The sequence below is a fragment of the Sulfolobus islandicus Y.N.15.51 genome, from assembly GCF_000022485.1.
In the GTDB taxonomy this organism is placed as follows: domain Archaea; phylum Thermoproteota; class Thermoprotei_A; order Sulfolobales; family Sulfolobaceae; genus Saccharolobus; species Saccharolobus islandicus.
Genome location: NC_012623.1, coordinates 1610044 through 1634216 on the forward strand (window position 1 = coordinate 1610044; position 24173 = coordinate 1634216).

20 protein-coding genes and 9 pseudogenes are annotated in these 24173 nt (G+C 33.7%); 13 read left to right on the plus strand and 16 right to left on the minus strand.

The features are described 5' to 3' along the window. Window positions 1-10 precede the first annotated feature (10 nt). The 3 genes from YN1551_RS08935 to YN1551_RS08945 all read left to right on the plus strand — a co-directional run bounded on the left by YN1551_RS08935 (window position 11) and on the right by YN1551_RS08945 (window position 4649). On the plus strand, window positions 11-1486 hold the full coding sequence (locus YN1551_RS08935) for a serine/threonine-protein kinase (protein WP_012717587.1): 1476 nt from the start codon (window positions 11-13) through the stop codon (window positions 1484-1486). Window positions 1487-2253: 767 nt separating this feature from the next. Next, window positions 2254-3933, plus strand: coding sequence for a hypothetical protein (locus YN1551_RS08940; RefSeq protein WP_012717588.1), 1680 nt, complete (start codon window positions 2254-2256; stop codon window positions 3931-3933). Window positions 3934-3992: 59 nt separating this feature from the next. Further along, window positions 3993-4649, plus strand: a complete 657-nt coding sequence (locus YN1551_RS08945) for a hypothetical protein (RefSeq protein WP_048052315.1) — start codon at window positions 3993-3995, stop codon at window positions 4647-4649. 107 nt (window positions 4650-4756) lie between these two features. On the opposite strand, the pseudogene YN1551_RS08950 reads toward YN1551_RS08945, so the two are convergent. The 3 genes and pseudogenes from YN1551_RS08950 to YN1551_RS08960 all read right to left on the minus strand — a co-directional run bounded on the left by YN1551_RS08950 (window position 4757) and on the right by YN1551_RS08960 (window position 6740). After that, window positions 4757-5651 (minus strand): annotated as a pseudogene (locus YN1551_RS08950) (IS110 family RNA-guided transposase). Window positions 5652-6114: 463 nt separating this feature from the next. Then, complete coding sequence (locus YN1551_RS08955; RefSeq protein WP_012717591.1) at window positions 6115-6501, minus strand: type II toxin-antitoxin system VapC family toxin; 387 nt, start codon at window positions 6499-6501, stop codon at window positions 6115-6117. Next, window positions 6498-6740 carry a hypothetical protein gene (locus YN1551_RS08960; protein ID WP_012713089.1) on the minus strand — a complete coding sequence of 81 codons (243 nt, stop codon included), beginning with the start codon at window positions 6738-6740 and terminating at the stop codon, window positions 6498-6500. The genes YN1551_RS08955 and YN1551_RS08960 overlap by 4 nt, the downstream gene beginning before the upstream one ends. Window positions 6741-6885: 145 nt before the next feature. On the opposite strand from YN1551_RS08960, the pseudogene YN1551_RS15905 reads away from it, so the two are divergent. Continuing rightward, window positions 6886-7072: pseudogene (locus YN1551_RS15905) on the plus strand (RNA-guided endonuclease TnpB family protein); the annotation flags it as partial. A 536-nt stretch (window positions 7073-7608) separates the two neighbouring features. Beyond that, the gene (locus YN1551_RS17880) at window positions 7609-7743 is read left to right on the plus strand and encodes a hypothetical protein (protein WP_012717592.1); all 135 of its coding nucleotides are present in this window, start codon (window positions 7609-7611) and stop codon (window positions 7741-7743) included. 191 nt (window positions 7744-7934) lie between these two features. Here YN1551_RS17880 and YN1551_RS08970 read toward each other — a convergent pair whose 3' ends face one another. The 3 genes from YN1551_RS08970 to YN1551_RS17485 form a co-directional block, all read right to left on the minus strand. Beyond that, window positions 7935-8405 (minus strand): PaREP1 family protein, encoded by a 471-nt coding sequence (locus YN1551_RS08970; protein WP_048052316.1) that lies wholly within the window; start codon window positions 8403-8405, stop codon window positions 7935-7937. A 530-nt stretch (window positions 8406-8935) separates the two neighbouring features. Then, window positions 8936-9088, minus strand: a complete 153-nt coding sequence (locus YN1551_RS17480) for a hypothetical protein (RefSeq protein ID WP_012717594.1) — start codon at window positions 9086-9088, stop codon at window positions 8936-8938. Between the two features lie 125 nt (window positions 9089-9213). After that, a complete protein-coding gene (locus YN1551_RS17485; protein WP_012717595.1) occupies window positions 9214-9444 on the minus strand; it encodes a hypothetical protein in 231 nt (76 codons plus the stop codon). A 211-nt stretch (window positions 9445-9655) separates the two neighbouring features. Here YN1551_RS17485 and YN1551_RS08980 point away from each other — a divergent pair, with 211 nt between their 5' ends. Continuing rightward, window positions 9656-10426, plus strand: a complete 771-nt coding sequence (locus YN1551_RS08980; RefSeq protein ID WP_012717596.1) for a winged helix-turn-helix transcriptional regulator — start codon at window positions 9656-9658, stop codon at window positions 10424-10426. Between the two features lie 16 nt (window positions 10427-10442). Here YN1551_RS08980 and YN1551_RS08985 read toward each other — a convergent pair whose 3' ends face one another. Next, entirely contained in the window at window positions 10443-10625 is a 183-nt protein-coding gene (locus tag YN1551_RS08985) for a DUF1059 domain-containing protein (RefSeq protein WP_012717597.1), read from the minus strand. Between the two features lie 132 nt (window positions 10626-10757). Between YN1551_RS08985 and YN1551_RS08990 the strand changes: the two genes are divergently transcribed. Then, on the plus strand, window positions 10758-11111 hold the full coding sequence (locus YN1551_RS08990) for a hypothetical protein (protein WP_012717598.1): 354 nt from the start codon (window positions 10758-10760) through the stop codon (window positions 11109-11111). Window positions 11112-11118: 7 nt separating this feature from the next. Beyond that, the gene (locus tag YN1551_RS08995; RefSeq protein ID WP_012717599.1) at window positions 11119-11712 is read left to right on the plus strand and encodes a haloacid dehalogenase type II; all 594 of its coding nucleotides are present in this window, start codon (window positions 11119-11121) and stop codon (window positions 11710-11712) included. Window positions 11713-12090: 378 nt separating this feature from the next. Here the strand turns inward: YN1551_RS08995 and YN1551_RS09000 are convergent. Both YN1551_RS09000 and YN1551_RS09005 read right to left on the minus strand, forming a co-directional pair. Further along, window positions 12091-12711, minus strand: a pseudogene (locus tag YN1551_RS09000) (IS110 family RNA-guided transposase); the annotation flags it as partial. A gap of 347 nt (window positions 12712-13058) precedes the next feature. Then, window positions 13059-13514: pseudogene (locus YN1551_RS09005) on the minus strand (IS110 family transposase); the annotation flags it as partial. A 331-nt stretch (window positions 13515-13845) separates the two neighbouring features. Here YN1551_RS09005 and YN1551_RS09010 point away from each other — a divergent pair. Both YN1551_RS09010 and YN1551_RS09015 read left to right on the plus strand, forming a co-directional pair. Beyond that, window positions 13846-16314: a penicillin acylase family protein gene (locus YN1551_RS09010; protein WP_012717600.1), complete on the plus strand. Its 2469-nt coding sequence runs from the start codon at window positions 13846-13848 to the stop codon at window positions 16312-16314. A 5-nt stretch (window positions 16315-16319) separates the two neighbouring features. Continuing rightward, the gene (locus YN1551_RS09015) at window positions 16320-16664 is read left to right on the plus strand and encodes a hypothetical protein (protein WP_010923537.1); all 345 of its coding nucleotides are present in this window, start codon (window positions 16320-16322) and stop codon (window positions 16662-16664) included. Between the two features lie 183 nt (window positions 16665-16847). Here YN1551_RS09015 and YN1551_RS09020 read toward each other — a convergent pair. The 7 genes and pseudogenes from YN1551_RS09020 to YN1551_RS18100 all read right to left on the minus strand — a co-directional run. Then, a pseudogene (locus YN1551_RS09020) lies at window positions 16848-18395 on the minus strand (hypothetical protein). Between the two features lie 236 nt (window positions 18396-18631). Next, a pseudogene (locus tag YN1551_RS17490) lies at window positions 18632-18873 on the minus strand (IS1/IS1595 family N-terminal zinc-binding domain-containing protein); the annotation flags it as partial. Window positions 18874-19120: 247 nt separating this feature from the next. Then, window positions 19121-19681, minus strand: a complete 561-nt coding sequence (locus YN1551_RS09025) for a DUF6036 family nucleotidyltransferase (RefSeq protein ID WP_010923535.1) — start codon at window positions 19679-19681, stop codon at window positions 19121-19123. Further along, window positions 19654-19857, minus strand: a complete 204-nt coding sequence (locus YN1551_RS09030) for a hypothetical protein (protein ID WP_010923534.1) — start codon at window positions 19855-19857, stop codon at window positions 19654-19656. The genes YN1551_RS09025 and YN1551_RS09030 overlap by 28 nt, the downstream gene beginning before the upstream one ends. 162 nt (window positions 19858-20019) lie before the next feature. Then, window positions 20020-20341, minus strand: a pseudogene (locus tag YN1551_RS16595) (transposase); the annotation flags it as partial. 4 nt (window positions 20342-20345) lie between these two features. Further along, window positions 20346-20544, minus strand: a pseudogene (locus tag YN1551_RS15925) (IS6 family transposase); the annotation flags it as partial. 174 nt (window positions 20545-20718) lie between these two features. After that, window positions 20719-20952 (minus strand): annotated as a pseudogene (locus tag YN1551_RS18100) (RNA-guided endonuclease TnpB family protein); the annotation flags it as partial. 439 nt (window positions 20953-21391) lie between these two features. On the opposite strand from YN1551_RS18100, the gene YN1551_RS09035 reads away from it, so the two are divergent. The 3 genes from YN1551_RS09035 to YN1551_RS09045 all read left to right on the plus strand — a co-directional run bounded on the left by YN1551_RS09035 (window position 21392) and on the right by YN1551_RS09045 (window position 24103). After that, a complete protein-coding gene (locus YN1551_RS09035; RefSeq protein ID WP_010923533.1) occupies window positions 21392-21880 on the plus strand; it encodes a hypothetical protein in 489 nt (162 codons plus the stop codon). A 61-nt stretch (window positions 21881-21941) separates the two neighbouring features. After that, complete coding sequence (locus YN1551_RS09040; RefSeq protein ID WP_012713069.1) at window positions 21942-23078, plus strand: radical SAM/SPASM domain-containing protein; 1137 nt, start codon at window positions 21942-21944, stop codon at window positions 23076-23078. Beyond that, window positions 23051-24103, plus strand: coding sequence for a TIGR04053 family radical SAM/SPASM domain-containing protein (locus YN1551_RS09045; protein WP_010923531.1), 1053 nt, complete (start codon window positions 23051-23053; stop codon window positions 24101-24103). The genes YN1551_RS09040 and YN1551_RS09045 overlap by 28 nt, the downstream gene beginning before the upstream one ends. Window positions 24104-24173: the final 70 nt, after the last annotated feature.

Sequence of the window (24173 nt, forward strand, 5' to 3'; positions counted from 1 at the left end):
ATAAATATTTATGCTGATTTATGCTTATATTATAGGTAAAGTACAATTTTCAAATCCTCCATTTTTAACTCCTTATGTCCAGATAACAACAGATCATTTTAATGTTAATAATGAGCCTTTAGAATGCGAATTAATGCTAATAGATGAAAAATTAAATGTAGAAATAACTTACGCTACTTGTTTGACAATTCGAGAAACAGATTCAGTAAAGGTTTTCATGAATAATCTTGATCCTAAAATTACTTCAAGACTTTTATCTCAAACTACATTTATTGTAATAATAAAGATATGGAGTCTATTGTTGAATTTGGATTTGTCAGATATAAGGCAGTCATTGGTATATTTCAATAACAACACATTAATATACAATTTCAATAACATCTATTATATATTGAAATATTCTAATTTTATTAATCCAATAGATTTACAAACTGCTATTAAATTATTGAATTATCTTATGACAAAAAGTTCTTATGAACTTTTTAGAGATACTGAATTTTCAAATATAATTCAAACGTTATTTATCAGCCAAACAAGCCCTTCAACCACTCAAGGTAATGTTTGGGTAGGTAGAACAATATATGGTTATAAATTACTTGAGAAGATAGGTGAGGGTGGGAACTCTACGGTGTATAAGGTTGAATATAAGAACTCACTTTACGCAATGAAAATTTATAAGATTTTACCACCTTCTCCAACTCAAAATACTAGTGTGCAAGCGATCAGACTATATAAAGATATATACGACGAGTCATCAAATCTAATAGCACTTTCTAATAAGTCTAAAAATCTAGTAAAGATCTTTGCAATTTACGTGGACTTGAATAGAATAAAAATGATATATAATGGCGATTTAACAATATATCTTGACTACCCGCCAGCAATAGTAATGGAATACATGGAAGGAGGTAATATATGGCAAATAGTTAAGGATAAGTTAATTTACTCAACTCGTTGGGAGAAGGTTGTCGCTAAAATAGGCCTTGAGATATCAAACGCCTTAGAGGTGATTCATGACGAGGGATACGTCCACTTGGACGTAAAGCCTAGCAACTTCCTTCTTTCTAAGAAGGTTAATGTAAATACTGCAGAAGAACTTTTGAATTTACTTAACACTGGCCAATTAGTCGTAAAGTTAGGGGATTTAGGTTCCGCTAGAAAGATTGGAGAGAACATACTACAATTAACACCCGCATACGCACCGCCAGAGCAATTTGATGTAATAAGTAAGGCAGATCCTAGTATGGACGTGTTCTCTCTTGGCGCATCATTATATGCGATATATAGGGGTATAAAGGGCTTTAATCCGACTAATGTGCAAACTAGTGTAGATATTAGAAAGGATTATGAAAAATATTATCAAGAACTCTTAAATAGGGCTAGCTCGCCATTTGAGAAGTTCTTGTTAAAAATGACTTCCCCAAATCCGAAAGATAGACCTACAATAAATGATGTGAAAAAAGAATTACAAAAATTTTTAACTTAATGAACTTTTTGTATTGATTAAAATTTATGAGTGGACAAAAATTAGCTTAACTAGTCGTATAATATTTTAGACTGAGAATTTCAATGAAAATTAGCGTAAACCTAGGCAGATTTAACAAAGATGTTACGGATGTAATTCTTAAATGTCTCAACCTCTTTACTACCAAGTTTTAAATTAGAGAACGTCTCGTTAGTGTTTCTGATCTTAGGATGGGGGCTTAGTAAGCCTACTATAATGGACTTAGGGTAACGTAGCCGACTTACCGTCAAAGTAAACTATATCTCTAGGTAAGTATGTTGATAAAGGGTATTCGGCGACATGCATATCTTACCCTTCTAACATTAACTATTAAGATTTTGTTTCCTTTCTTTTTCTTAAAAAATGATAGCCAACTTTAACTCAACGAAAGATTAGATTTTGAGTTATGACTATGAGAAATTTCAACTAATCTACAAGATATGTAATTATCTAAATTTTTGTATAATTTTGAAGAGAACTACAAGGCACACTTCCCTTGAAACTTTAAATATTAGATCTTATAAAAGTTTTTATTAGATAATTATGCGAGAAGGTGAAGAAAGTAAGAAGAAGAAATTTTATGAAGACGAGGATTATATCGGACGCGCAAGTGAAGATAGTGATGAACCTCCAAAGAACAAAATATCAATTAAAGAGATATAATCAGCAAAGTTAAAGGTAATTTACCTCCTCGACAACCTATTAATAGTTCCATACTTCCTTCTAGGCAAAATATAGCTAATAATGTTATGCATGGCAGTTCAAAAACTGGAAATATAAAATTCGATTTGGATGACTATCCTTATCTTTATTATATTGAAATGTTAGGTAAAGAAGAAAAATATAGTGATTATAAGAGAGAAATATTAGATGGCATAATTAAAGAAAGATCTTATCTCGCGTGGGGAGATGAGTGCCTATCAGCTCTTTTAGCTAACATAGAAAATGTTATTGATAAGTTACGTCAATTAGATCCTTACTTCTCTGATCACTATTTTATTCATCTTGAAGCGGATACTCCACGAGGAATTAAGGAGGTCTATCCTAAAGTAACAAATAATATTCAAAAAGTAAAACAAGATTTCGAGAGTATAAGGGAATGTATCTACAATTTTATTTTAAATTATTTACGCAAGACAGATAGAATGGGTCTATTTATTTTTATGAATAAAAATGACTTCTGGGAATTCACAAATTTTTTGATGGATGATAAAGATAGAAAAGAAGTCTTAACAATACGATCCCTAGTAGATATTTATGAAGTTGATAGGATGCAAGATTTTAAAAAACTGTATAATAACTATTATCTACAAATAATTAACGGATTAAAAGATGAGTTAAAGGACGAAGAATGGTTTAAAATACTTTGTGAACTTAGACGTTTTGTTAAAGTTGGCAAAATAATAAACATTCTTTCTAATTTATATAACATACCGCCACAAGCTTTATCCAGTTTATTCAGTTCAGAAATATGTAACGGTATTAAACACAAATTTGATTTTTCTGATCTTAAAACTTTCTTTTTACTTAATTCATTATCTGTATGTAATAATTACACTGAATGTAAAAATATTTTAGATAAAATATATGGTGATATACAGCAAATACTAAGTTCTTTAGGTTTGTTAAACTCGCAACAGTTAAATGTCAAGCTTATGCCGGTATTGAATTATATTTATTTGGATTACAACAAACCTAATCTTATAATAACATTAGATACTTTAAACTTTCCCGTAACTGCACACGTTTTGAACGAACTACTTCTGGATAATACTATTACTTATTTAGATCCAAAGTCAGTCGCAATTATAACTTTACCGCCTAAAATTTTTGGATTAAAATCTGAGGGATCTTCCAATGAGGAATATGTACAATTGTTCACTAATGACGATGAGCTAGAGTTTCACCCGATTATCAACAGGTTAATGGAAAAATTTAGGGAAAAATTTAAAATTGATATAAAAACAAGGCATTATAATTATACCATAATAGATAAATACGGAAAACCCATAAGTTTGGCAGAGCTTCAACAAAAAATGAGAGAGAGGAAAACATCGGTTGTAAATAGGTCTAAGGGAGTTTTAAATCAACCTGCAAATATAAATACCATATCTATAAATCGGAATGGAGTTCCTAAATACATTCAACTAGACACTAACTTTCTTGGAGGATTTAAAAAAATGGCGTCTCTAGTATATGCATCCGATCGTGGAACGACGATTATTGTTTATGATGAAAATAAACCTGGTATTGAAGATTCGTTAGCTTACTTAGCTACGGAAATTGCGTCAGTTAATGGGTATGAAACAAACCCTATTACAATTTCTAATAAAGATGATTTAAGTAGGGATTGGCGCGTGCCAAATGTTGGCATTGCTGCTGGAATTTTCGTTCTAAAAAGGATCTATGTGAAGCTAATGATAATGTAAAAAAAGCGCTACAAAATTCTCTAAATGGTATTATGGGTTACAAATACTCAATAATTATAATGCCAAAATGTTTATACGACGAATTTAAGTTAATAATAGGAGGAAAAGCAAAAGTAATTCAAGAAGATCTATCTAGAGAAGTAATTTCTACTTTAGCATATTTGTCCTCTGGATTTCAAATTAATCTAAAAACTTATGATGCCTTAGCTAATGTAAGGGAGCCTTATGAAAACTTATTAATTGAAGCTAGATCGTGGCTAGATAATAATTATATATGTAAAGATGTTGAAGGAGAAAAGGAGTCTGATTTACATAGGAATCTTAAGGCTGTCGCTATCAAACACTTAATAGAGATAGAGAAAATTAAAGTGGATGAAATTCATGTCGAAGAATATATTGATGATTTAAAGCCAGATATACTGACCCCTAATCTAGTAGTTGATGCTAAAACTAGTATTGGTATTGAACCCAACGATGAATTGTCTGATCTTAAAAAGTATTCAAAACTAAGTAATAGAATTTGGGCCGTAATGAAACCAATAGCTGTACTACTTGACTTAGATAGGATAATAGGTAGAATAAACGAAGCTGCAAAACAAGGTATTGAGATGAAGGTTATGATCCCCGTGAAAGACGATAAATATGGAAGCAAATTAATAAGTCTAGAAAACTTCATTAAAGAAGGGAGAAACTATTATAGTCAGCAAACTACCTGATTCTCAACATCTCCTCACTGGTATTCAGTCTAAAGCGGAGCTTCCGGTATAAAAACTTTCCTTGAAAATCGAGCATAATTCACACTACTTACGCAATGAAACCTGCTTTACTCACTAGCATCAAAGGGCTTATTATAATACAGCACAGCCCAAGTAATAACAGCCAACTTCCTTGCACATGCAACAATCAACTTCTTACCCTTTAACCTACCCTTGTGCTCCTCATAAAAACGCTTGATAACAGGATTAACCTTAATAGCAGTCAAAGCTGCCAAATAAAAAGCCCTCCTCAAAACAGCATCACCCCTCTTGGATATACCCCTTGAGACAACACTCTTACCACTAGACTCAACAACAAGACCACAATAAGCAACAAACCTCTTCTTATCACTAAAGCGCCTAACATCACCAACCCTAGCCAAAATAATACAACCCAAGGTTTTACCAATACCGGGAATGGTGAAAATCAAACTATCCTTGGGAACAAAATCCTCAAGCTCCTTCTCAATCTCCCTCTTCCTACCCTCAAGCCTCTCAAGCTCCTCCAAAAGAAACCTCAGCCAAGACAACACTATCCCCACCACCCCTCAAAACCTCCTCCAAATTCCTCTTTGACAAACTATCCCTATAGCCTAAAAGTACCAAATCCCTCCTCAACCTATTCTTAACCCTAGCAATACTCCTAGTAACAAAATCCCACTGGCTAGTCAACTCCCTAGCATCACTTGTTACAAACCCACTACCCATACTTACAACTATTTCTGCTAGCTTTTTAGCATCATTCTTATCACTCTTCTTACCCCTAAAACCCTTGAACTTCTTGAGTATAAAGGGATTAATAATCCTAACATTATACTCACCCATCAAGTACTTTGCTAGGTTAACGTGGTAAACTCCAGTACTCTCAATACCCACTTTGCAACCCTTAGGCAAGATCTTCCTTATCTCCTCAAACCCTTGCCTATCATTAGTAAACTCGTAGAGTTTACCTTGAAAATACATAATTAATTTATCTTTTGATACATCTATTCCTGCAACTGGGTGCCTCCAATTGTACTCACCCTTATGTTTTATTCGGGCTTTTTGCCCAACTTCCGGTTCGAATTGGAGGCGGCCAAGCTCCCCATCGGGCTTTAAGCCCAAGGAGCGTCACGGCCTACACCCCAGTCAGATCTGTATTACTCAGATCTGACTAATATGTTTTATATAAGGAGCGTCATTAGCGTTACTGAAAGATCTTGGGGAAAAAGAGATATTTAAACTTTCTATAAAGGGGCTATCCATCCCTTAGCTTTCCGCCCTTTAACCCTCAATTTTTGTAAAGCTAAAGAAGAAGCAGAAAGGTATCAGATTATGAATACTTGAATCCTTTTATAATTAAATTCAGAGATAGTGCAAGAATTGAATGAACAGAAAAAGATAAATAAAAGTTCTTTAAGCTAAAGAATGTTAACTATAAGAACACTCATTTTAACTTATTTTTAGCTTTCATTATTTCCTCATCAAGACTTAGTATTTCACTTTGTAAGATTGTGCTTATTGATAAATGTAAAAGATCCAACGTCTTAAGCTTTATTTTATTAGAAATCTTTATTGCAAAGTCGATTACTCTATCAAAATCTACTTCTTCAATTTCGCACTTGCACTTACTAAGGGTATAATTAACCAAAGCCTCTAGCTCCTCATCGGAAATCTTCATTCTTCTAGAGTAAACTGAATATAACTCTGCCAAGACTAGTTTACTAACCACCTTCTTACCATCCTTAGGGTACATCTTTATAGCCATTTCATGATTCGGATCTTTTTCATTGGCTAAAGCTATTGCAAGGCTAGTATCTATATAATATTTCATTCTCTATCACTTATGACGTCGTTAGATGTAGGTAACTCGAAAGGTAAACCTTCTTTTAACCATTTTTCGGTCAACTCTTTAACTTTCTTTTTCCTTTCTATTTCTTCTACAGCCCTATTTATGCCGTATAGTATAATTAAGTTAAATGCCTCGTTTTTAGATTTAGCCAAACCCATTTCAACCATCTGCTCGGCTATTTCATAGTACTCATCTTTTACTTTTATTGTTACTATCTTCATACTTTTATCTTACTAACAAAGTAATATAAAACTTACTTCAGTAAAATGTAATATAAGCTAATTACAGGAAAAAGGAGGATTAGGGGCGGAAAGCCTCTTCAAGGGATGGATAGCCCCCTTATACTTCTTTTTCTAATTTCTTTTAATGGCTAGGAGGGTTAAAGCGATCAGAGCTACTGTTTCAATGAAGGTTGCCCTCTTTGAACTCTCCTAGCCCTCGTTAATAACTACGTAAAGGCACTCCGCTTCGTCCTCTTTTGGTTAAGGAAAACGTTCCAAATCCGGAAGAGAAGGGAGTATTAGGAAGGGTTCACAAGGAGTTGTACACGAGACGCTATCCAACTTGAGCAAAATTGAAAAATTATCTTAACTATAATATTTCTTACAATAAAATTATTCATTATATTCAACTATAAAAGATTATATAATATGTATTAATAAATATTATACAAATAATTGTACAGTTTTACAATAAAATTTGTTATATTCACAACTAAAACTAGTAAGTAAGCCTTGTTAATTAACTAGCACCCTTGTCCTAATCCTCGTTAAGAGTACTTCAAGATCACGATAGAGGTTAAGGAAGAAGACCTCTATCACAGCACCCCTCAAAGTCGTTGCTGAAGCCTTACCTTCCCTAATCTTAACCCCTCAACCGGAAGCCTAGCAGAACTAACACCCTCAACCAAGATGTCCTTCCTAGAAGGGGCGAGGCTTGTCGTTCGTTTTTTCATTATAACTTAATAAAGAGTATTAATTAAATAGAACTACTCTCCAGATTTAGTTTTGGAGTATACTCCATAACTCTTCCGATTAACTTTTGGAGTATACTCCAAAAGTTTAAAAATGCAAAAAACTCATATTATGCGTGAACGTTGAGGAAATAAAAAGCGTTCTGAAGGAACAAAGAGAGGATGCAGAAAACTTAATGAGTAGGGCAATACCCAGAGATGTGCCTAAGGAGGAGTTGTTAGCAAACTTATCAATCCCAAAAACGTTTTAGCAGTACTAGGCGTCAGGAGGAGCGGGAAATCTACTCTATCACTTCCGGTTCAGAGGAGGTTAAGCTCCTCATCGAGCTTTAGGCCCAAAACGGCCTACGCCCCAGTCAGATCTGACTAAAATGTTTTATAAGGAAGTCAGTAAGCTGTTTAGAAAAGATGTGGGAGAAATAGAATGTAGATAATTACAATTTCAGCTCCCAAATACCTTCTCAGCGTTCTCTAGCAATTTTTTAACCCCTTCTAGGTAAGGGATTATATCAGTTACACTGAGTTTAGACTCGTGAAAACCCCAAACGTGAAGGAAATATGCACTACTCCACCCATTAACTACCCATTCACCCAACATTTTTGACAGAGAGGCCGATGCACTACCTAAAGTGTAAGCATACCATCTCCCTTCCTTAACAGCTTGTTGATACTCTGGCAAATTAAACTTCTCCGCTAAAGCTTTAACTACTTCCTCAGCAACCTTATACACTTTTTCAGAAGCCTGTACCGAATCGCCTTTCTTTAAGTACTCCTCGGCCTCGGCCATATATTTCCTAGCTAGGGTAAGTCTAAGCTTTATTCCCTCTTGAGGGTCTTTCCTCGACATTGCTGTAATTATTAAATCCTCAACATCAATTCCCATCTCTTCAGCTTTTTTTATTAACTCTTCCATCATAAATTACCTAGTTAAGGGCAAAAATATACTTAACGGGATGTACGCAACTGGAGGTTTTACCAATTATTATATTGGTATACAAAACTTCTCATGAATATTTTTCAAGTGGTGTTGCATAAAAGTGTTTACCCGTGGCGTAACTTATCCAATTCCGCCACGGGCACCTAAGGGATCATACACAGTCACCCTTAAATCATTGGGGTTAGTCGAGGGAAACACCAATACCCTCCCATCCGGTTTTTAACTCCCACCCTCGTGAGCAGTGCCCGTCATCAGTTGGGAGATCATCAATATAAAGTACTTCGGTAATACTATATAAACATTACTTGACCAAAAACGGTATTTAGAAGTAATTAAAAATAACGAGTAGTTACGTAAAAGAGTTGCTGTCTTAATATCTAAGAAAATTAAAGAGTTCTATAAAAGTAGTAAATGCTTTAATCTTATAGGTTGCGAATAGTATAATCTACATTTTTATTAAATTATAAATGAATTAAATATAGCTAATAATGAAATATTATGAAACCCTATGAAAGTCTGACCCCTATTTTGAATGCAGATATTCCCAAAATAAGGCCATATAATATATGGCCAATAACTGCTATTCCAAGAACGTCAGGCAATATTGTTGCGGCACTTGATCCCATCATATGTATCATTACTGGTGCAAACATAAACATGGCAACTGGAATGAAAGCTACTAGATAAACAATTAAACCCGCGGCTAAACCAAGTCCTAACGCTTTTTTACTGGATTTAAGATTTAATGGTCTTATATATGATACAATCGCACCAAATATTACACCTATACTATGCTGACCACAAAGTGTGCAATTACACCAACTATTATAGCGTTATTTATTGATGCACCTAGAGCCATACCCATTACCATAGGAAATGCCGTTGGAGGAAGACTTAAGGTCATTGCTCCTATCATTAGCACTATAACCATTACTATACCACCCAAGATTCCACCTATTATCGAAGAAATTATAATATTTCCTGGTCTGATATTTTCTTTATTATTATCATCCATTTGTCTTCACATATTCTAACTTAATAATTACATATAAATACTTTTATCAAAAAACTTTAGCTAAATTTGCAATGTATAGTCGTACATTTAGCTAGTAGTTATAATAATTACGATTTTCGATGTAATTAAGGTCGTTTATGTTAAAGTTATTATTCAATTTAATTTCCAATACCGAGTGAACTATTTAAGCTAATATGGAGAAAACAATGATATGGACAGAATAGATAAGCGCATTATTGTTGAATTATTTAAGGGTAATGATTCTTTACAATATCTATCAAAAATACTTAATATTTCGCCTCAAGCTGTACATTACAGATTAAAAAATCTTGAAAAGCAAGGAATAATTAAGGGTTTTAAGATATATGTGAATCCTAATCTTTTAGGATATCTACACTCTTTTATAGTTATCAAAGGATACGACAATGGTTATGAGTTTCCTTTTATAGCGTCTAAGTTTTCATGTATAGAAGGTTACACTATATATGAAGTTATTGGAAAAAATGTGGTAGAATTAGAGGAAAATGAAAGGAAAATACTCTCTATTACAAGAGGTGAAAAATATATGGAAATACGTATAAACGATTCAATCCGTGATAATCCTATTGATAGGAGAATTATATCGTACATTAGAGATGATCCAACGGTTACATTAAATGAACTGGCAACTAAGTTAAATCTTAGTATAAGAAAAATTTCTAGTAAGATAAAAAAGTTATACAGTAGCGGTTTAATAAAGAAAATTCCCGCTATAGATTTACAGAAAAGTAATATTTTAATGTTTTCAGTATTCTCAGACGATAAAATGAACGAGTTTGATGATTTAAAAATATTGAAATTCTCAGACGTTAATAAGACTCTTCTTATTGGTGTTACTGAAAATTATACATCAATAATTAAACGCGTAAGGAATGCATTAGAGGAAAACAAAAAATTTGCATTATCAATTAAATATGACTATTATATATATGAAATCGAATAAAAAATTAAAATCTTATTCATTTCATCTTAATAGCATTTCGTATCATTTGCATCATTTCTGGTGTGATTTCTTTAATACCATGCTCTTTTTCAGCATGTATCTTTAAAATCGACATTAATTCCTCTTCAGACTTAACACCACTTACCTCAAATTCACAGCTTTGACCTACATCTTTGCATTTAAATGAAAATGTTCCCATGTGATTTTGCTATACTATTTATAATATAAGCATTTGTCAAAAATGTTTTTAACATTTAACAATAAACTTAACGTTAAGTTATAAAAGGATTTTTGACTTAATCTCATAAATGCCGTGAGATCATTCTTAACTATGAAATATCTAATCTCCGTATTAACCGATCCTACAGAAAGTAGGAGCAACATGGCAAAAGTAGCTCATGCAATACTATATGCTATTGAATTAAAGAAAAATGGACACGAAGTTTTAATATATTTCGATGGTGGTGGAATTAAGGCAGTTGAGAACGAGAATTTAAGAAAATATATAGACCTTGTTGTTAAAGAAGGACTCATCTACGGGGCATGTGGCTATTGTGCGTCTCCTTCACATATAGGAGGTAAAGAAAAAATTGAGAAAATTGGAATAAGATTAATAGGAAATGAAGATAATCATCTTGGCATAGCAGAATTAGTTAATGAAGGTTATTATCCAATTATAGTGTGAAGGAATAATGCTATACGCATTTGACGTATATGGTACGTTATTTGACGTTAATAGCATAGTTGATGAAATTAAAGATATAGAACTGGTAAAGGAATGGAGAAGAAAACAACTAGAATATACATGGCTTTTAACGATTATGGGTAGATATGAGAGTTTCTGGGAAATTACAAGAAAGGCATTAATATATGCCATGAAGAAGTTTAACGTCTCCATAGATGTGGATAAAGCAATGAAAACATGGCTCAATCTTACACCTTACGAAGATGTAGTAGAGGCTCTGTCTAAAATAAATGCAAGAAAAGTAACGTTAACTAATGGTGACGAGTGGATGATCAGAGAATTATTGAGAAATTCAAATTTATTAGGATATTTTGATGAGATTATCACTGCTGAGAAAGTTAAAAAGTATAAACCAGCTAAAGATGTCTATAAATTAGTAGAGGGAGCAATTTTCATTTCCTCTAACCCTTGGGACATAGCTGGAGCACGTAATGCTGGATTACAAGCAATTTACGTTAATAGATACGGTTATAATTTAGAGGAAATAGATATCAAAGATAAAATAAAAATAATTAAATCTTTAAAGGAATTAGTTAAATAATTTTGTAATTAGTAATATTTTTTATATAAAATTTTTATAGGACATTGGGTTATGTTAATAAGAGGGTATGATAGTGGCTGAATACTTTTTTAACAAACTAGTATTTCAAGACTGTAACTCTTTTACGTAACCACTCGTTATTTTTAATTACTTCTAAATATCGTTTTGATTAAGTAATGTTTATATAGTATTACAATGTATTTTTTATTAATGATCTCCCTAACTGATGACTGCTCACGAGGGTGGGAGTGATAAAAGTGGATGGGAGGGTAGTGGCGTTCAGTAATAAATCTTTCGCTCAAACTTCAAGCATAGTATTAGCTAACATTGCCACGTGGGTCCTTTCAACCCACGTGGCGATTCGGGGGAGGGATTCACCTATTTAGGCTCATAAGGCTTATTATTATACCAAACACTCCAAACAACCCTTGCCAACTTCCTAGCCAAAGCGACATACAACTTCTTACCCTTCAACCTATCCTTGTGTGTTTCATAAAACTTCAATAAGGTTGGGTTCCTAGAATAACTCCTCATTGCTAAAAAGTAGAACAAGCTACGCAAGTACTTATTACCCCTCTTGGAAATCCCCCTACTTACCACAGCCTTCCCGCTCCTCTCCACTACGGGATCTAAACCACAATAAGCCACAAAGGACTCTGGTTTAGGAAAACGCCTAATATCACCAACAATACCAATAATAATACCAGCTGCAAGCCCCCCAACACCCGGTATCGTTAATAGGACATGATCTTGAGGAACTTGCCCTTCAATCATCCTCCTAACCTCCTTCAACCTCTCTTGAATCTCAAGAAGGTTTTTAGCCAAGATTTTGATCTCCTCAAGCACTATTGGCGTATATTCAAGTTGGTAGAGCTCTTCTCGTGTAAAATCTCCTTTTGCAAGTCTTTCCAACCTATCCTTGTTTACCTTATCGTTATCACTTACTAGGAATAGTGCCCTCTTTAACCTATTCTTGTATTTCGTCTCTATGTCCTTTACGGTAGACCCAAAATCTAATTAGTAAAAATAATTTTTATTCATTATTAGTAGTTCGTAACGATTTAATGTAATTAGTTAGATAATTATATGATAATTTTTATAAATTTCCAAGTACCATATTAGATTTTTTATATTTCCACACAATTAACTGAGGAATATTATTATAATATTAGAAAATGATAAAGATGTATATGATAGAATCTGTTTTATTTACATTGATTATTTAATACATTATTCTTAATGCTCTTGATTATGAGTATAATAAAATATATTCTTTTATTTATTAAGAAAAAATATGAGGTTTAATGTTGAATTTATATTTGTAATATGATTTTGGGTCTACCGTTTAGGAAGAGGTAGAGTGTTGTCATTTCCTTTAAGGGGTTGTAATCGTACTCCTTAGCCTTGTTAACCATGTTTTCTAATTTTTCTGCGTCGTAAAAATCTGTTTTCTTTCCCCTAAACTCCTTTTCCCTTGATAACACGTTTGGGCTGACTTGTAGTACTCTTACCCCTCTCTCCTTGAAGTATTGTGAAGGCCTTATTGCGTATACTCCGGTAGGCTCTAGGACTATTACGCAAGGTTTCATCTTGAGGATTTCCTCATAACCCTTCAAGTTGTTCTCGTATTTTCTCACCCTCCCCCTGCTAGTTATTAAATGTTCTTTTGATATATCTATTCCTATTACCCCTACCTCTTTGTCACACCTATATTCGTGAATTTTATCACAATGTTCAGTCCGACGGTAGGGGTTAGTCACGCCCGTAGCCGAAGACTTTGCTTCAGAACTCACGTCGACCATGTTTCCCCAGTCGAGGAGAGTATTACTCTCCCCGACTAATAAACCTATATAGGGAATTCACGCAAAACTAGATTATAAACAAAATTAAGTATTACAAGAGAAAATGAAATAAACAAGTAAGGAGTAAAACAAGATAAGCCCAGGGACACTAATGGGATAAAAACCCATTTGAGAGGCTGGCTGTGAAGCCTCTTAAAGAGATTTGAAAACTTGCAAAATGCAAGGTTAATGCAAAAACACACACCTCTATTGTGGAAACTTTTTTATGGAATTTACATAATTTAAGTATGATAAGAAGGAGGTGTAGTAGTTGAAGGGATATAATTACCTCATGATAGGTGCATTAGTGACTTTATTAGTAATTCTTTCTATTTTTACGACATCTTTATCTATTTTAAATCCCTTTCTTGGGATTTGGTACTCCTCTGGTAACGTAAATATGCTAAACGAAATCGTTTCCATCCCTGGCTTAAGTGGTAACGTAAATATATACATAGATAGTAATGGAATAGCTCATATTTACGCAAACAATCTTCATGATCTCTTTCTCGCTGAAGGTTATTACGAAGCTAGTCAAAGATTATTTGAAATAGAATTATTTGGCCTTTTAGCTATGGGAAATTTAAGCTCTTGGGTTGGTGCGAAAGCGTTATCCTCGGATATCGCGATGCATTTAATAGGAATACCGCAGAATGCAATAATGAGTGCTCAATACTTAAAGCACAACTATCCAACAATTTACTCATATCTGGAAGCCTTCTCTCAAGGTGTTAATGATTATATAAATACTTTAAACTATAGGGATTTACCCTTAGAGTTCAAGTTATTAAATGTTAGACCTTATTATTGGTCACCAGATTATTCGTTAGCTTTTGGGGAATATATGGGTTGGAGTTTAACTTCAGGATTTAATGATGAACTTAAATCGGCACTACTTTACACATACTTCAACTATTCAGAAATCAACGAAATTAATCCATATTATCCTCATTTCATAGATGGAAATCTTACTGTCATCCCTGGGGATGGTACAGTTAACGGTTATAATTTAACCGATCAAGGGATTTCACCTCAGTATTTATGGTCGCTAAACTGGTATCAATCATGGGCTACTGGCATAAATAAAGATGAGTTTAAAGATCTAGTACCACTAATGAAGTATGCCATACTGAACATTTCAGATCCTTTTATCTTGTTTCCGAAATTTGCAAGCAACTCATGGGTTATAACTTCTGATTTTTCCACTCAAGGTCCGATACTGGCTAACGACCCGCATTTACCTTTATTTGATCCATCAGTCTGGATTCCATTACAACTTATAGCCCCTGCGTTTAACGTAACCGGTTGGTCATTGGTTGGTATACCAGGGGTTCTAATAGGACATACCGCCTACACTGCATGGGGATTAACGACACCAGAAGGGAGTTCTTCAGACGCTTATCTGGAAATAGTGAATGGAAGTCAGTATTATTATAATGGTAAATGGTATCAAATGAATGAGTATAATTACACATTAATGGGCAGAACGTATACCGTTTACTATACTAATAATGGACCACTAGTAGCTAGGTATAAGAACTACGGAATAAGTCTGTATTGGTCTGCGTGGAAAGAGCCGATTCTTACAGTAATTTCCATACTTCTTTTAGATAATTCAACGTCCTTTAATGATTTAATAAATGCAGCAAAGTATTGGGTAATTCCCCCACAGAACTTGGCAATTGTAAGTAAGCATCATGCAGGAATAATTGTAGCTGGGCTGTATCCACTTATAAATGAGACTTTACCTAATGGTAAAAGCGTATTGGTAGTGGGTGCAAGAACGCCATTAAACGGTACTGTTACGAAGTACGAACCAATTGGTTATATACCCTTCAAATACTTGCCGCAGACATTTGACCCTGTAAGGGGGTTCGCCTTTGCACCTAATCAACCCACTGTTTGGATAAATTATCCATTTCCATTTATTGGTGGATTCTGGAGCTCCGGTGGTAGAGCTGAAGATATTTATCATTATTTAGAGTATCAACGAAGTGTTAACATTAGTGATATGATGAAATTGCAATCCAACGTTACCGATTATTGGGCATCATTACTTACTCCCCTTATAATAAAGGCTATGGTCAATAACACGAATGGCAGTATTCAAGGAACTGCATTTAACTATCTACGTAATTGGAACTTCACATTTTACCAAAACGAGGTAGCGCCTACAATATATACTTATATTGTTGCCGAAATGGTGAATAATAGCATTGCGAAAATACTTAATAAAATGGGTTTAGACATATTAGATATAGCTAGTATACCTTATATTGTACCTGACTTCATATATATTGCACAATACGATCCTACATCAATTTGGGTTAATGGAAACTTCACTAACTTAGTTAGGCAATCGTTTGTTAAAGCGATCTCGTTATTAGAACAGAATTTAGGAGATAATATAAGCCAATGGTATTGGGGAAGAGTACATTTCTTAGAAATTTACAACCCATTGGGATTAAAGGCGCTTTCCGTTGGCCCTATTCCAATATTTGGTGATCCTCATACGCTTGCAGTTGGTTCAACTCCTTATATTCCCACAGTTCCTTTACCTTATGTAACAGTAGGTTCATCGCTTAGGTTTATAGCTTCACCTTACTCTTCACAATTCTATGGAATATTCCCAGGTGGTCCTTCAGAGAGTCTAGTTAGCGCGTTTAGAGAGAATCAATTACCCCTATGGTTATCCTTCAAATATATTTCCTATTCAGGATATAATTATACCATAATAGCAAAAATAACATTGGAGGCGTAATAGTAATGAAAGGTACAAATACGATTTACATTATCATTTCGTCAATACTATTAGCATATATAATGCAAATTTTTGTATTGTATCCATTTACAGCAGTAGCTATAGGAATACCCTTAGGATTATTAAGCAGAAAGTATTCAGCGATAGGAGGTTTTCTCATAGGATTCTTATCCTCACTTTCCCTATATCTAATTTACCCTATAAACGCTGTTAGTAAAATAGCAGAAATAATTGGACAACTAATTGGAATTAACCCATTTCTAGTTGTACTTCTTTACCCACTAATTTACGGTACAATATCATTAATAAGTGCTCTACTATTTTATTATATAGTTAGGCTGAATAAATGATATAGTCTTTAGCTAACAGATTAATTTTTATAGAATTCAATAACAAATAATAAACTAAAATTGATAAAAATTTTTCTTGTTATTCCTGACATATCTCCACTAAAATTGTTTCGGATCTTTCTTCTAATCTCCTTCATGTTTATCAGGAAAAAAGATTATATGTTATAGAAGTTTCTCATTTCCTTACTTACCACCTTTTTTTCTTAATAATTTAATAAGCGGAATTATCACTATTAATAATACGAGTGTTATGAATGCAGTTATTCCAATATTAAGCCATAGTTCTGGTGTATTAACATGAATTCCACTTTCTGATTCATTAACTTGCATAACGCTTATCTCTCCATTTCCATAAAGAACTACATTATTGCCTATGTTTCCGACAATGTATTTGCCCCCAGGTATATAATAAGGTTTGCCTCCAATTATGATCGTACTCATTAAAATAATTGGCTGGTTTACCCCTAAAACATTTTCGTAGGCATAATTCACGTTGCTACTGTTGGTAATAACCACGCCGGATACTACTTGACCATTAATTAATTTTCCATCATTATAAACTAAATAGCCATTTGAGGTTTTTAGAAGTACTGAAGATTCGAAGATGTAAATCTCAGATACTGATGGCACAACATTTCCGTTAATACTTACTGGAACTGAATTTAATTTAATTTCATTGGGGGTAGTGGAAAAAGGTATTTTAAGACTGTTCGTATCAATTAATTCGCTTACTGTAATTGCTGGACAGGATAATATAAGGGGAATATTATCTATGGAAATGTTTTTTCCACCATTGGTAAAAGATAATATTGTTGAGACAAGGGTATTATTGCTTTTATTGGTGTAAGTTATTAGCGGATAAAGATTTGGTGTAGATGGAACACAAGAAATACTTATTAATCCTGGAGATAAGAATGGATATGAAATAGTAATATTCTTTATAGGATTATAGAGCATTACTTCAGAGGTATTATAGAACGTTAGGTAGTCTTGAGTTAAATCTGCTATCTCCCCATTAAAACTAACATTAAACTCGCTTACTCCACCAGAAGTTAGATTTATGACGTTAATAATGTATTGGAGGTTATTATTTGCCGTTATGATATAGAGGAAGTTATTATTAGGGTTGAGAACAGCATAGGGTTTGCCTGTGAAATTTTAGCCATCCTTCTCAAAGGACAACGGTAGACCAGTTGTAACAAATGATATTGTTCTAGTAGAATTGGTTATTAAGTTATATGCATTTATGATTATTTCAACTTTAGGTATAACTACTGTGTAACCGTAAACTTCTTCATTTGTAGTTGATAAGATTTTGCTTGCTACATTAAAAGCATAAATTCCATCATTGTCACCATAAAAGTTATTTACATTTACACTTAACTCCTTAAGATTTAGCTTATAGTATTTCATGGTTAATGTATTTATCACATAAACTGTTGTACCATTTAAAAGAAAAGACGTCATGAAATTTGAGACTACATTAAAATAAGGTTCTACAAAAACCAGCAAGTAGTTAGAGTAAGAGTAAAGATGTGCTATCCCCTCTAAAGGTAACTTAATCGTATAACCACTTAAATTCATTAAGAAAAGTTGTGTTGTGTTTTGAATATGATACACTACTCCTATTAGATTATTAGTAACAAAAACATAACTAACATTTGAAGGAAAGAGTTGAGGAGAAGCAAAGAAACTAATTAGCAAGAGTGGTATTAAGAGTGTTGCTTTCATATGTGAAAAGGGTGAGGAGAATGATTATATATTTTTTCGTAAGAATATATCTAATAAATCATGTTAATCTTAAAAATTAATTTGATAAACCTATTATTATACATATCCTAATTTCCTTGAGACGAAACTATGTTTTCACTCTATTCAATCCCATAATTCTCTAAGAAATCATGTAGTACTTTACGATAGACCTTAAATTCATTTTACAAAAAAAATATCTGAATGTGTGATAGCGTAGTCATTATGTTATAAATTATGAAATTAACCTTCTCTCCCATAAGACTAGGACTCACACCATTAGAATACATTTTTAAAGCTTCCTCCCTCAACTCCCTAGAATGGTAAATAGCATCACCCAAGAAGTACCTACCGCAATCCCTACACAAATACCTCTGCCTACCTAACTACACTTAACTACATGATGAGAACCACAAGATGGACAAGAAACGTCTTGTCTAACTAAAGCCTTCCTACCCATAACTAATACTCGTTATACAAATATAAATAGCTTAATAGCGACACCATCTCCACGCTCATAAAAGGAGTATTTAAACATTTTTATAAGTGGTGCTTTGTGGATTAGTTCAATTTTTATCTGAGTTAACGTGTAACTTACTTTTAAATCAACGTTCGATTTTGAATTTAAGAAAAATTGATGAGTCTGACATCTTAGAAAATTGAAGTATTCAGCAAAGCAGATTAGGGAGCAATTCTTAATAACTCATTTAACAATAGTCTTTCACTCTCTCAAGGAAATCTTTTACTCCTCTTCTCTCACTTTCGAGATTTATGTAATTAACGTCAATTCTGTTCCGTTGGGCGCAATAAACAAGAACAGCCTTATTTCTATCCTCAATACTGTTCCAGAATTTCCATGCTTCTAGGTAAGTTAATACTACCTCTTCCGGCGGAGTAATATAGATGTAATAAGAGTCAACTTGTACTTTAAGCGGAGATTTACGTTTATTATAAACGTTATCGACTATGTCAATTCCCTTTTCCGATATTTCCCTTATCTTAGGTAAGTATATTCTTAGCCCAAAATCCGATATCTCCTTTAATACTTGCCGTACTAAGTTTTCCGCTATACCTTCTACTATCACATCCACATCGCCTGTTCTATAGCTTCTACCAGAATATAATTCTACAGCAAAACCACCAACGATAATAATCCTACCAAGACCCTTATCTTCTAGAAGAGTATTTAAAATTGCTAGAAATTTTAGAAAGCGATCTGTTTCACTACCTTTCAGCTCACTTATTCTTGAAAGTAATTCCCTAAGCAACCAGTCTTGTAATATATTATATCACCTTCCATTTTCCAACAGCCTAACACTTCCAGCAATTTCATATTCTCCTCTCCAAATTTGGCCAGTCTCTTTAAGTCTTCATCCTTTATCTTACTACCTCTAGGTCTCTGTCTATCTTCTAATAACTTTATTATTAGTTTTGGATCTATCACACAATTACCTATTCCCTTATTCTTATTAAAGTTTTATTATGGTAATTGCCTTGTGGTATTCAGTAATAAATATTTCGGTTGAACTTCAAGCATAGTGTCAACTAAGGTTGCCACGTGAGTCCTTTCAACCCACGTGGTGATTAAGGGGAAGGGTTTCTTTAATTATTTGGGCTCATAAGGCTTATTATTATACCATACACTCCATATAATCCTAGCCAACTTTCTAGCCAAAGCAGTGTGCAATTTCCTACTGTGAAGCTTAACCTTGTGGGACTTGTAGAACTTCAGCAAGGTTGGGGCCTATGGTAATTCATCTCTGCAAGAAAATAAAACAAGCTACGCAAGTATCTATTACCCCTCTTGGGAATTCCCTTACTTATCACAGCCCTACCGCTTCTTTCCACAACAGGGTCTAATCCACAATAAGCTACAAAGGACTCGGCCTTGAAAAGCGCTTAATATCACCAACAAGAGTGTGAACAATAATTTCATTCAATTGGAATATTTACATCTATTATCACTTCTTTGTCTAGTAAATATACTGGAGTGTAAATAGGTTATATATCAAGAAGAACGTCGAGAGCCAACGGGTAATCGTGAATTTATTTGAATTCCAGGGAAGTGCTTGTCCATTGATGATATTCTGTGTTTTGTTGTTGTGAATCCTTGTTCTGCGTAATCTCTTTGTTGAATTACCCAAGATTAGGTATTGAGTAAGCAGAAGTATAATAAGCTTCTGATATGTGGGTAGTGTTAATCAGATGCGAATTTTATCGCATAGCCCATTCTATCTCTTACAACTAAGATGTCGTTCTTTTTAATCTCTCAAGTATCATATAATAATATGGAGGGGTTTAGGCTTCATAGGATTTCATGATATTTAATATCAATCCTCAGCCCTTTGGCTTCACCAGAGTCCCAAGCATCGCCTCATTCATTACTCCTGTACCTTTAACGGGATAACTCACATCCTTGATATTCCACGAATGTGGGGAAACTCACACATCTTGAGGAAAATATTAAGGGATGCGTTTAATTGCCTGTCAAGAGCGAACCCACACACCTCTCACACCTAAAAGTTCCGCCTATCTTTCGGAGAAGAATAAATGAAAACGTTTATATTATCTCTACACACGTTTATGAGTAGTCCTCTAATAAAGAGACTTAGAAATTCATTTTTTAAAATTCTGTTATTTGTAGGAAATAATTCTTCGCATTCTCATAAAAGTTTTCAGCTTTCAATCTATCTTTGCCTTCAATGAATTTAATCCTTTCTCATACCATACTGAAATCCTAGATTTAGATTAGAAATTATATTTTTATTAAGTACAATAAGCATTTTATTTAAAATCCTAGGGTTAGATAGTTTTTAAAAGAATTATATTCAAGATCATAATATTTTTATATTAAGGCTGTTAAATCCCATTATTTATATTAAAGTAAGAGCAAATATCAAGGTAAGTACTCAATCGAAGAATTCAACAAAGCAAACAAATTGGGAAGAATTTATAAGTCTGTAATACATGTTTAACACATGAGTCAAGAAAACAATGAAAACAAAAAGAAAACAATTACAATAAGAGGAGTTGATGAGAAAATATATAGAAAGCTAACAGAAATTGCTAGATCTTCTGGTAAGACTATTGGGGAAGTTACGAACCAAGCGTTTAGAACATTCTTAGATTTATCAGATGCTGCCAAAAGAACTGCAAGTGGAGTAGTTGAAAGTGGTAAAACGTTCATTGAAGGATTTAAGGAAGGAATAGGCAATTTAATAATAATTTCCGATATAGACGAGTTATCAGTAAACAAGGAAGAGATGATGCAAACGAGTAAGCCTATTGCATTTAAAGGTATTAAGAAATTAAGCCTAGTTAATATTTCGGATGATGATGTGGAGAAATACATCCAAGAAATAAGTGATGTTGATGAGCTTATAATACCACCAAATATTAATAAGTTAAAACTATTGCAGAAGTGTAGGAGAGTTAAAAAGATAATTGTGCAAAACAACCCCGTTTAAGAAAATAATTGCTAAAAGATTAGGGATCACTTTTTTATGACTAAGATATCTTTTTATTATTATGATTCCAATAAGCGTTCTAGTAACTAATGCTGGTACAGTTTCATTTCACATTAAGGGTGAGTATAATAAGGATAGACCTAGTAAATTCAGCGACGTATTTAGACCAGTGGTAACGTGGAATCTCACGCGGAAATGCAACTTGAAATGTCTTCATTGTTATATTAACGCGTCACCAGAAGGTGAGGATGGGTCAACTACAGAAGAGGCGTTAAGGCTAATAGACGAAATGGCTGAAATGAGAATTCCATTAATTATAATGAGCGGCGGAGAGCCATTAATGAGAAGGGATTTCTTTGAATTGGCATCATATGCTAGGATAAAGGGAATAAAATTAGCCTTATCTACAAATGGCACATTGATTACCGAGAGTGTTGCGAAGAAATTAAAAGAACTGGATTTCTCTTACGTAGGTATAAGTTTAGATAGTTACGATCCAGAATTTCACGATAAATTTAGAGGTCTAAATGGAGCCTTTAACATGACAGTAAAGGGAATTAAAAATGCAATAAACGTTGGACTAAACGTTGGACTTAGATTTACTATTACGGCTAGAAACATTCATCAGATAGACGAATACGTGAAATTGGCCCTGGAACTGGGAGTTAAGAGAATAACGTTTTATCATTTATCAGCTAGTGGGAGGGGTAAGGAATTAAGGGAGTGGATGTATACTCCAGAAGAATATGTTGGTTTCATAAACAAAATGATTGACTATGCAATTAAGCTAAGTGGAAAGATAGAGATCGAGACTACCTTGGGACAATTCGATGGAGTTTACATAGCTAAAAAGTTGGCTAGAGATGAGGAAGAACTTGAAAAGTACATGAAATTTGTTGAAAATAGTGGAGGATGTGGAAGGAAGATGATATCAATATATCCAAATGGTGACGTTTATCCTTGTCAATTCATTGACTTTTACAAATTAGGTAACGTTAGGGAAAAACCGCTTAAGGAGATAATTAAGAATATTCCCGACCTATTCATAAATACGGACAAGTATTTGAGGGGGGAATATTGTGATAAATGTAAATATAAATCGGCGTGTAAAGGAGGAGATAGAGCTAGAGCGTATTATTGGAATGGAGATGTTTATGGAGATGACCCATTATGCCCTTTGAAAACGCTCCACATTTAGTCTTCTGGGAAGTAACTAAAGCCTGCCCATTAACTTGTAAACACTGTAGAGCTAACGCTATAGATAAGCCGTTGCCAGGTGAGCTTAATACTGAAGAGAGTAGAAAATTATTAGAAGATATAGCGAGATTTGGAAAGGTTGTTATAGTTTTCACCGGTGGTGATCCGTTAAGTAGAAGTGATATTTTCGAACTAATGGAATACGCTAAGTCGCTAGGATTAGTAGTTTCAATAGCACCCTCTCCTTCTCACCGTTTAGACGATGAGACCATGAAGATAATAAGCAATTATGCTAGATACATGTCAATTAGCCTAGACGGAGCTACTTCGCAAACTCATGACTGGTTAAGGGGACTTGGTAGTTATAAATACGCTTTAAGAGGAATAGAGCTTGGATTAAAATACGGGATACAAGTTCAAGTCAATACCCTAGTTTGGAAGAAGAGTTATAGTGAATTACCTTTCGTAGTCAAATTGCTAAAAGAGATGGGGGTAAAGATTTGGGAAGTGTTCTTTCTAATTCCAGTGGGTAGAGGAACTACTGAATTGGATATTCCTAGAGATAAATATAAAGATGTTATAGATTTTCTAGTTGAAGCCACTAGATATGATTTAATTGTGAGAACTGTTGAGGCACCTTTCTTTAGGAGAGCTAAACTTGAGTATACTCCAGCTACTACTAACGATAATGAGCTGGTTTCTACATTACGCGAATTATTAGGTGAACCAGTAAAGGAAGCTGATAAGAGCATTTTGCCTACTAGGGACGGGGCTGGCGTTATCTTCATAGGTTATAATGGTGATGTCTATCCTAGTGGCTTCTTACCATTGTATTTAGGTAATGTTAAGAAGGAGAGTTTAGTCGATATTTATAGAAAGTCCGAGGTTTTGAAAAAAATAAAGGATAGTAGGTTCGAAGGGAAATGTGGCATATGCAAATACAATAATATTTGTGGGGGGAGTAGGGCTAGGGCTTTTGCAGTATATAATAACCCATTTGCAGAAGACCCAATGTGTCCATACTAATACGCTTTTATTTTAAATTATTTTAAACTAAAGATGAATGTGCTTATAAAAATGTTATAAGTATTATAGG

Excerpts from the sequence above, each read along its gene's own strand:
- YN1551_RS08935 (WP_012717587.1), top strand. The coding sequence starts at position 11 with ATGCTGATTTATGCTTATATTATAGGTAAAGTACAATTTTCAAATCCT.
- YN1551_RS08940 (WP_012717588.1), top strand. The coding sequence starts at position 2,254 with ATGCATGGCAGTTCAAAAACTGGAAATATAAAATTCGATTTGGATGAC.
- YN1551_RS08945 (WP_048052315.1), top strand. The coding sequence starts at position 3,993 with ATGCCAAAATGTTTATACGACGAATTTAAGTTAATAATAGGAGGAAAA.
- YN1551_RS08955 (WP_012717591.1), bottom strand. The coding sequence starts at position 6,501 with ATGAAATATTATATAGATACTAGCCTTGCAATAGCTTTAGCCAATGAA.
- YN1551_RS08960 (WP_012713089.1), bottom strand. The coding sequence starts at position 6,740 with ATGAAGATAGTAACAATAAAAGTAAAAGATGAGTACTATGAAATAGCC.
- YN1551_RS08970 (WP_048052316.1), bottom strand. The coding sequence starts at position 8,405 with ATGGAAGAGTTAATAAAAAAAGCTGAAGAGATGGGAATTGATGTTGAG.
- YN1551_RS17480 (WP_012717594.1), bottom strand. The coding sequence starts at position 9,088 with ATGTTTATGTTTGCACCAGTAATGATACATATGATGGGATCAAGTGCC.
- YN1551_RS17485 (WP_012717595.1), bottom strand. The coding sequence starts at position 9,444 with ATGGATGATAATAATAAAGAAAATATCAGACCAGGAAATATTATAATT.
- YN1551_RS08980 (WP_012717596.1), top strand. The coding sequence starts at position 9,656 with ATGGACAGAATAGATAAGCGCATTATTGTTGAATTATTTAAGGGTAAT.
- YN1551_RS08985 (WP_012717597.1), bottom strand. The coding sequence starts at position 10,625 with ATGGGAACATTTTCATTTAAATGCAAAGATGTAGGTCAAAGCTGTGAA.
- YN1551_RS08990 (WP_012717598.1), top strand. The coding sequence starts at position 10,758 with ATGAAATATCTAATCTCCGTATTAACCGATCCTACAGAAAGTAGGAGC.
- YN1551_RS08995 (WP_012717599.1), top strand. The coding sequence starts at position 11,119 with ATGCTATACGCATTTGACGTATATGGTACGTTATTTGACGTTAATAGC.
- YN1551_RS09010 (WP_012717600.1), top strand. The coding sequence starts at position 13,846 with ATGATAGGTGCATTAGTGACTTTATTAGTAATTCTTTCTATTTTTACG.
- YN1551_RS09015 (WP_010923537.1), top strand. The coding sequence starts at position 16,320 with ATGAAAGGTACAAATACGATTTACATTATCATTTCGTCAATACTATTA.
- YN1551_RS09035 (WP_010923533.1), top strand. The coding sequence starts at position 21,392 with ATGAGTCAAGAAAACAATGAAAACAAAAAGAAAACAATTACAATAAGA.
- YN1551_RS09040 (WP_012713069.1), top strand. The coding sequence starts at position 21,942 with ATGATTCCAATAAGCGTTCTAGTAACTAATGCTGGTACAGTTTCATTT.
- YN1551_RS09045 (WP_010923531.1), top strand. The coding sequence starts at position 23,051 with ATGCCCTTTGAAAACGCTCCACATTTAGTCTTCTGGGAAGTAACTAAA.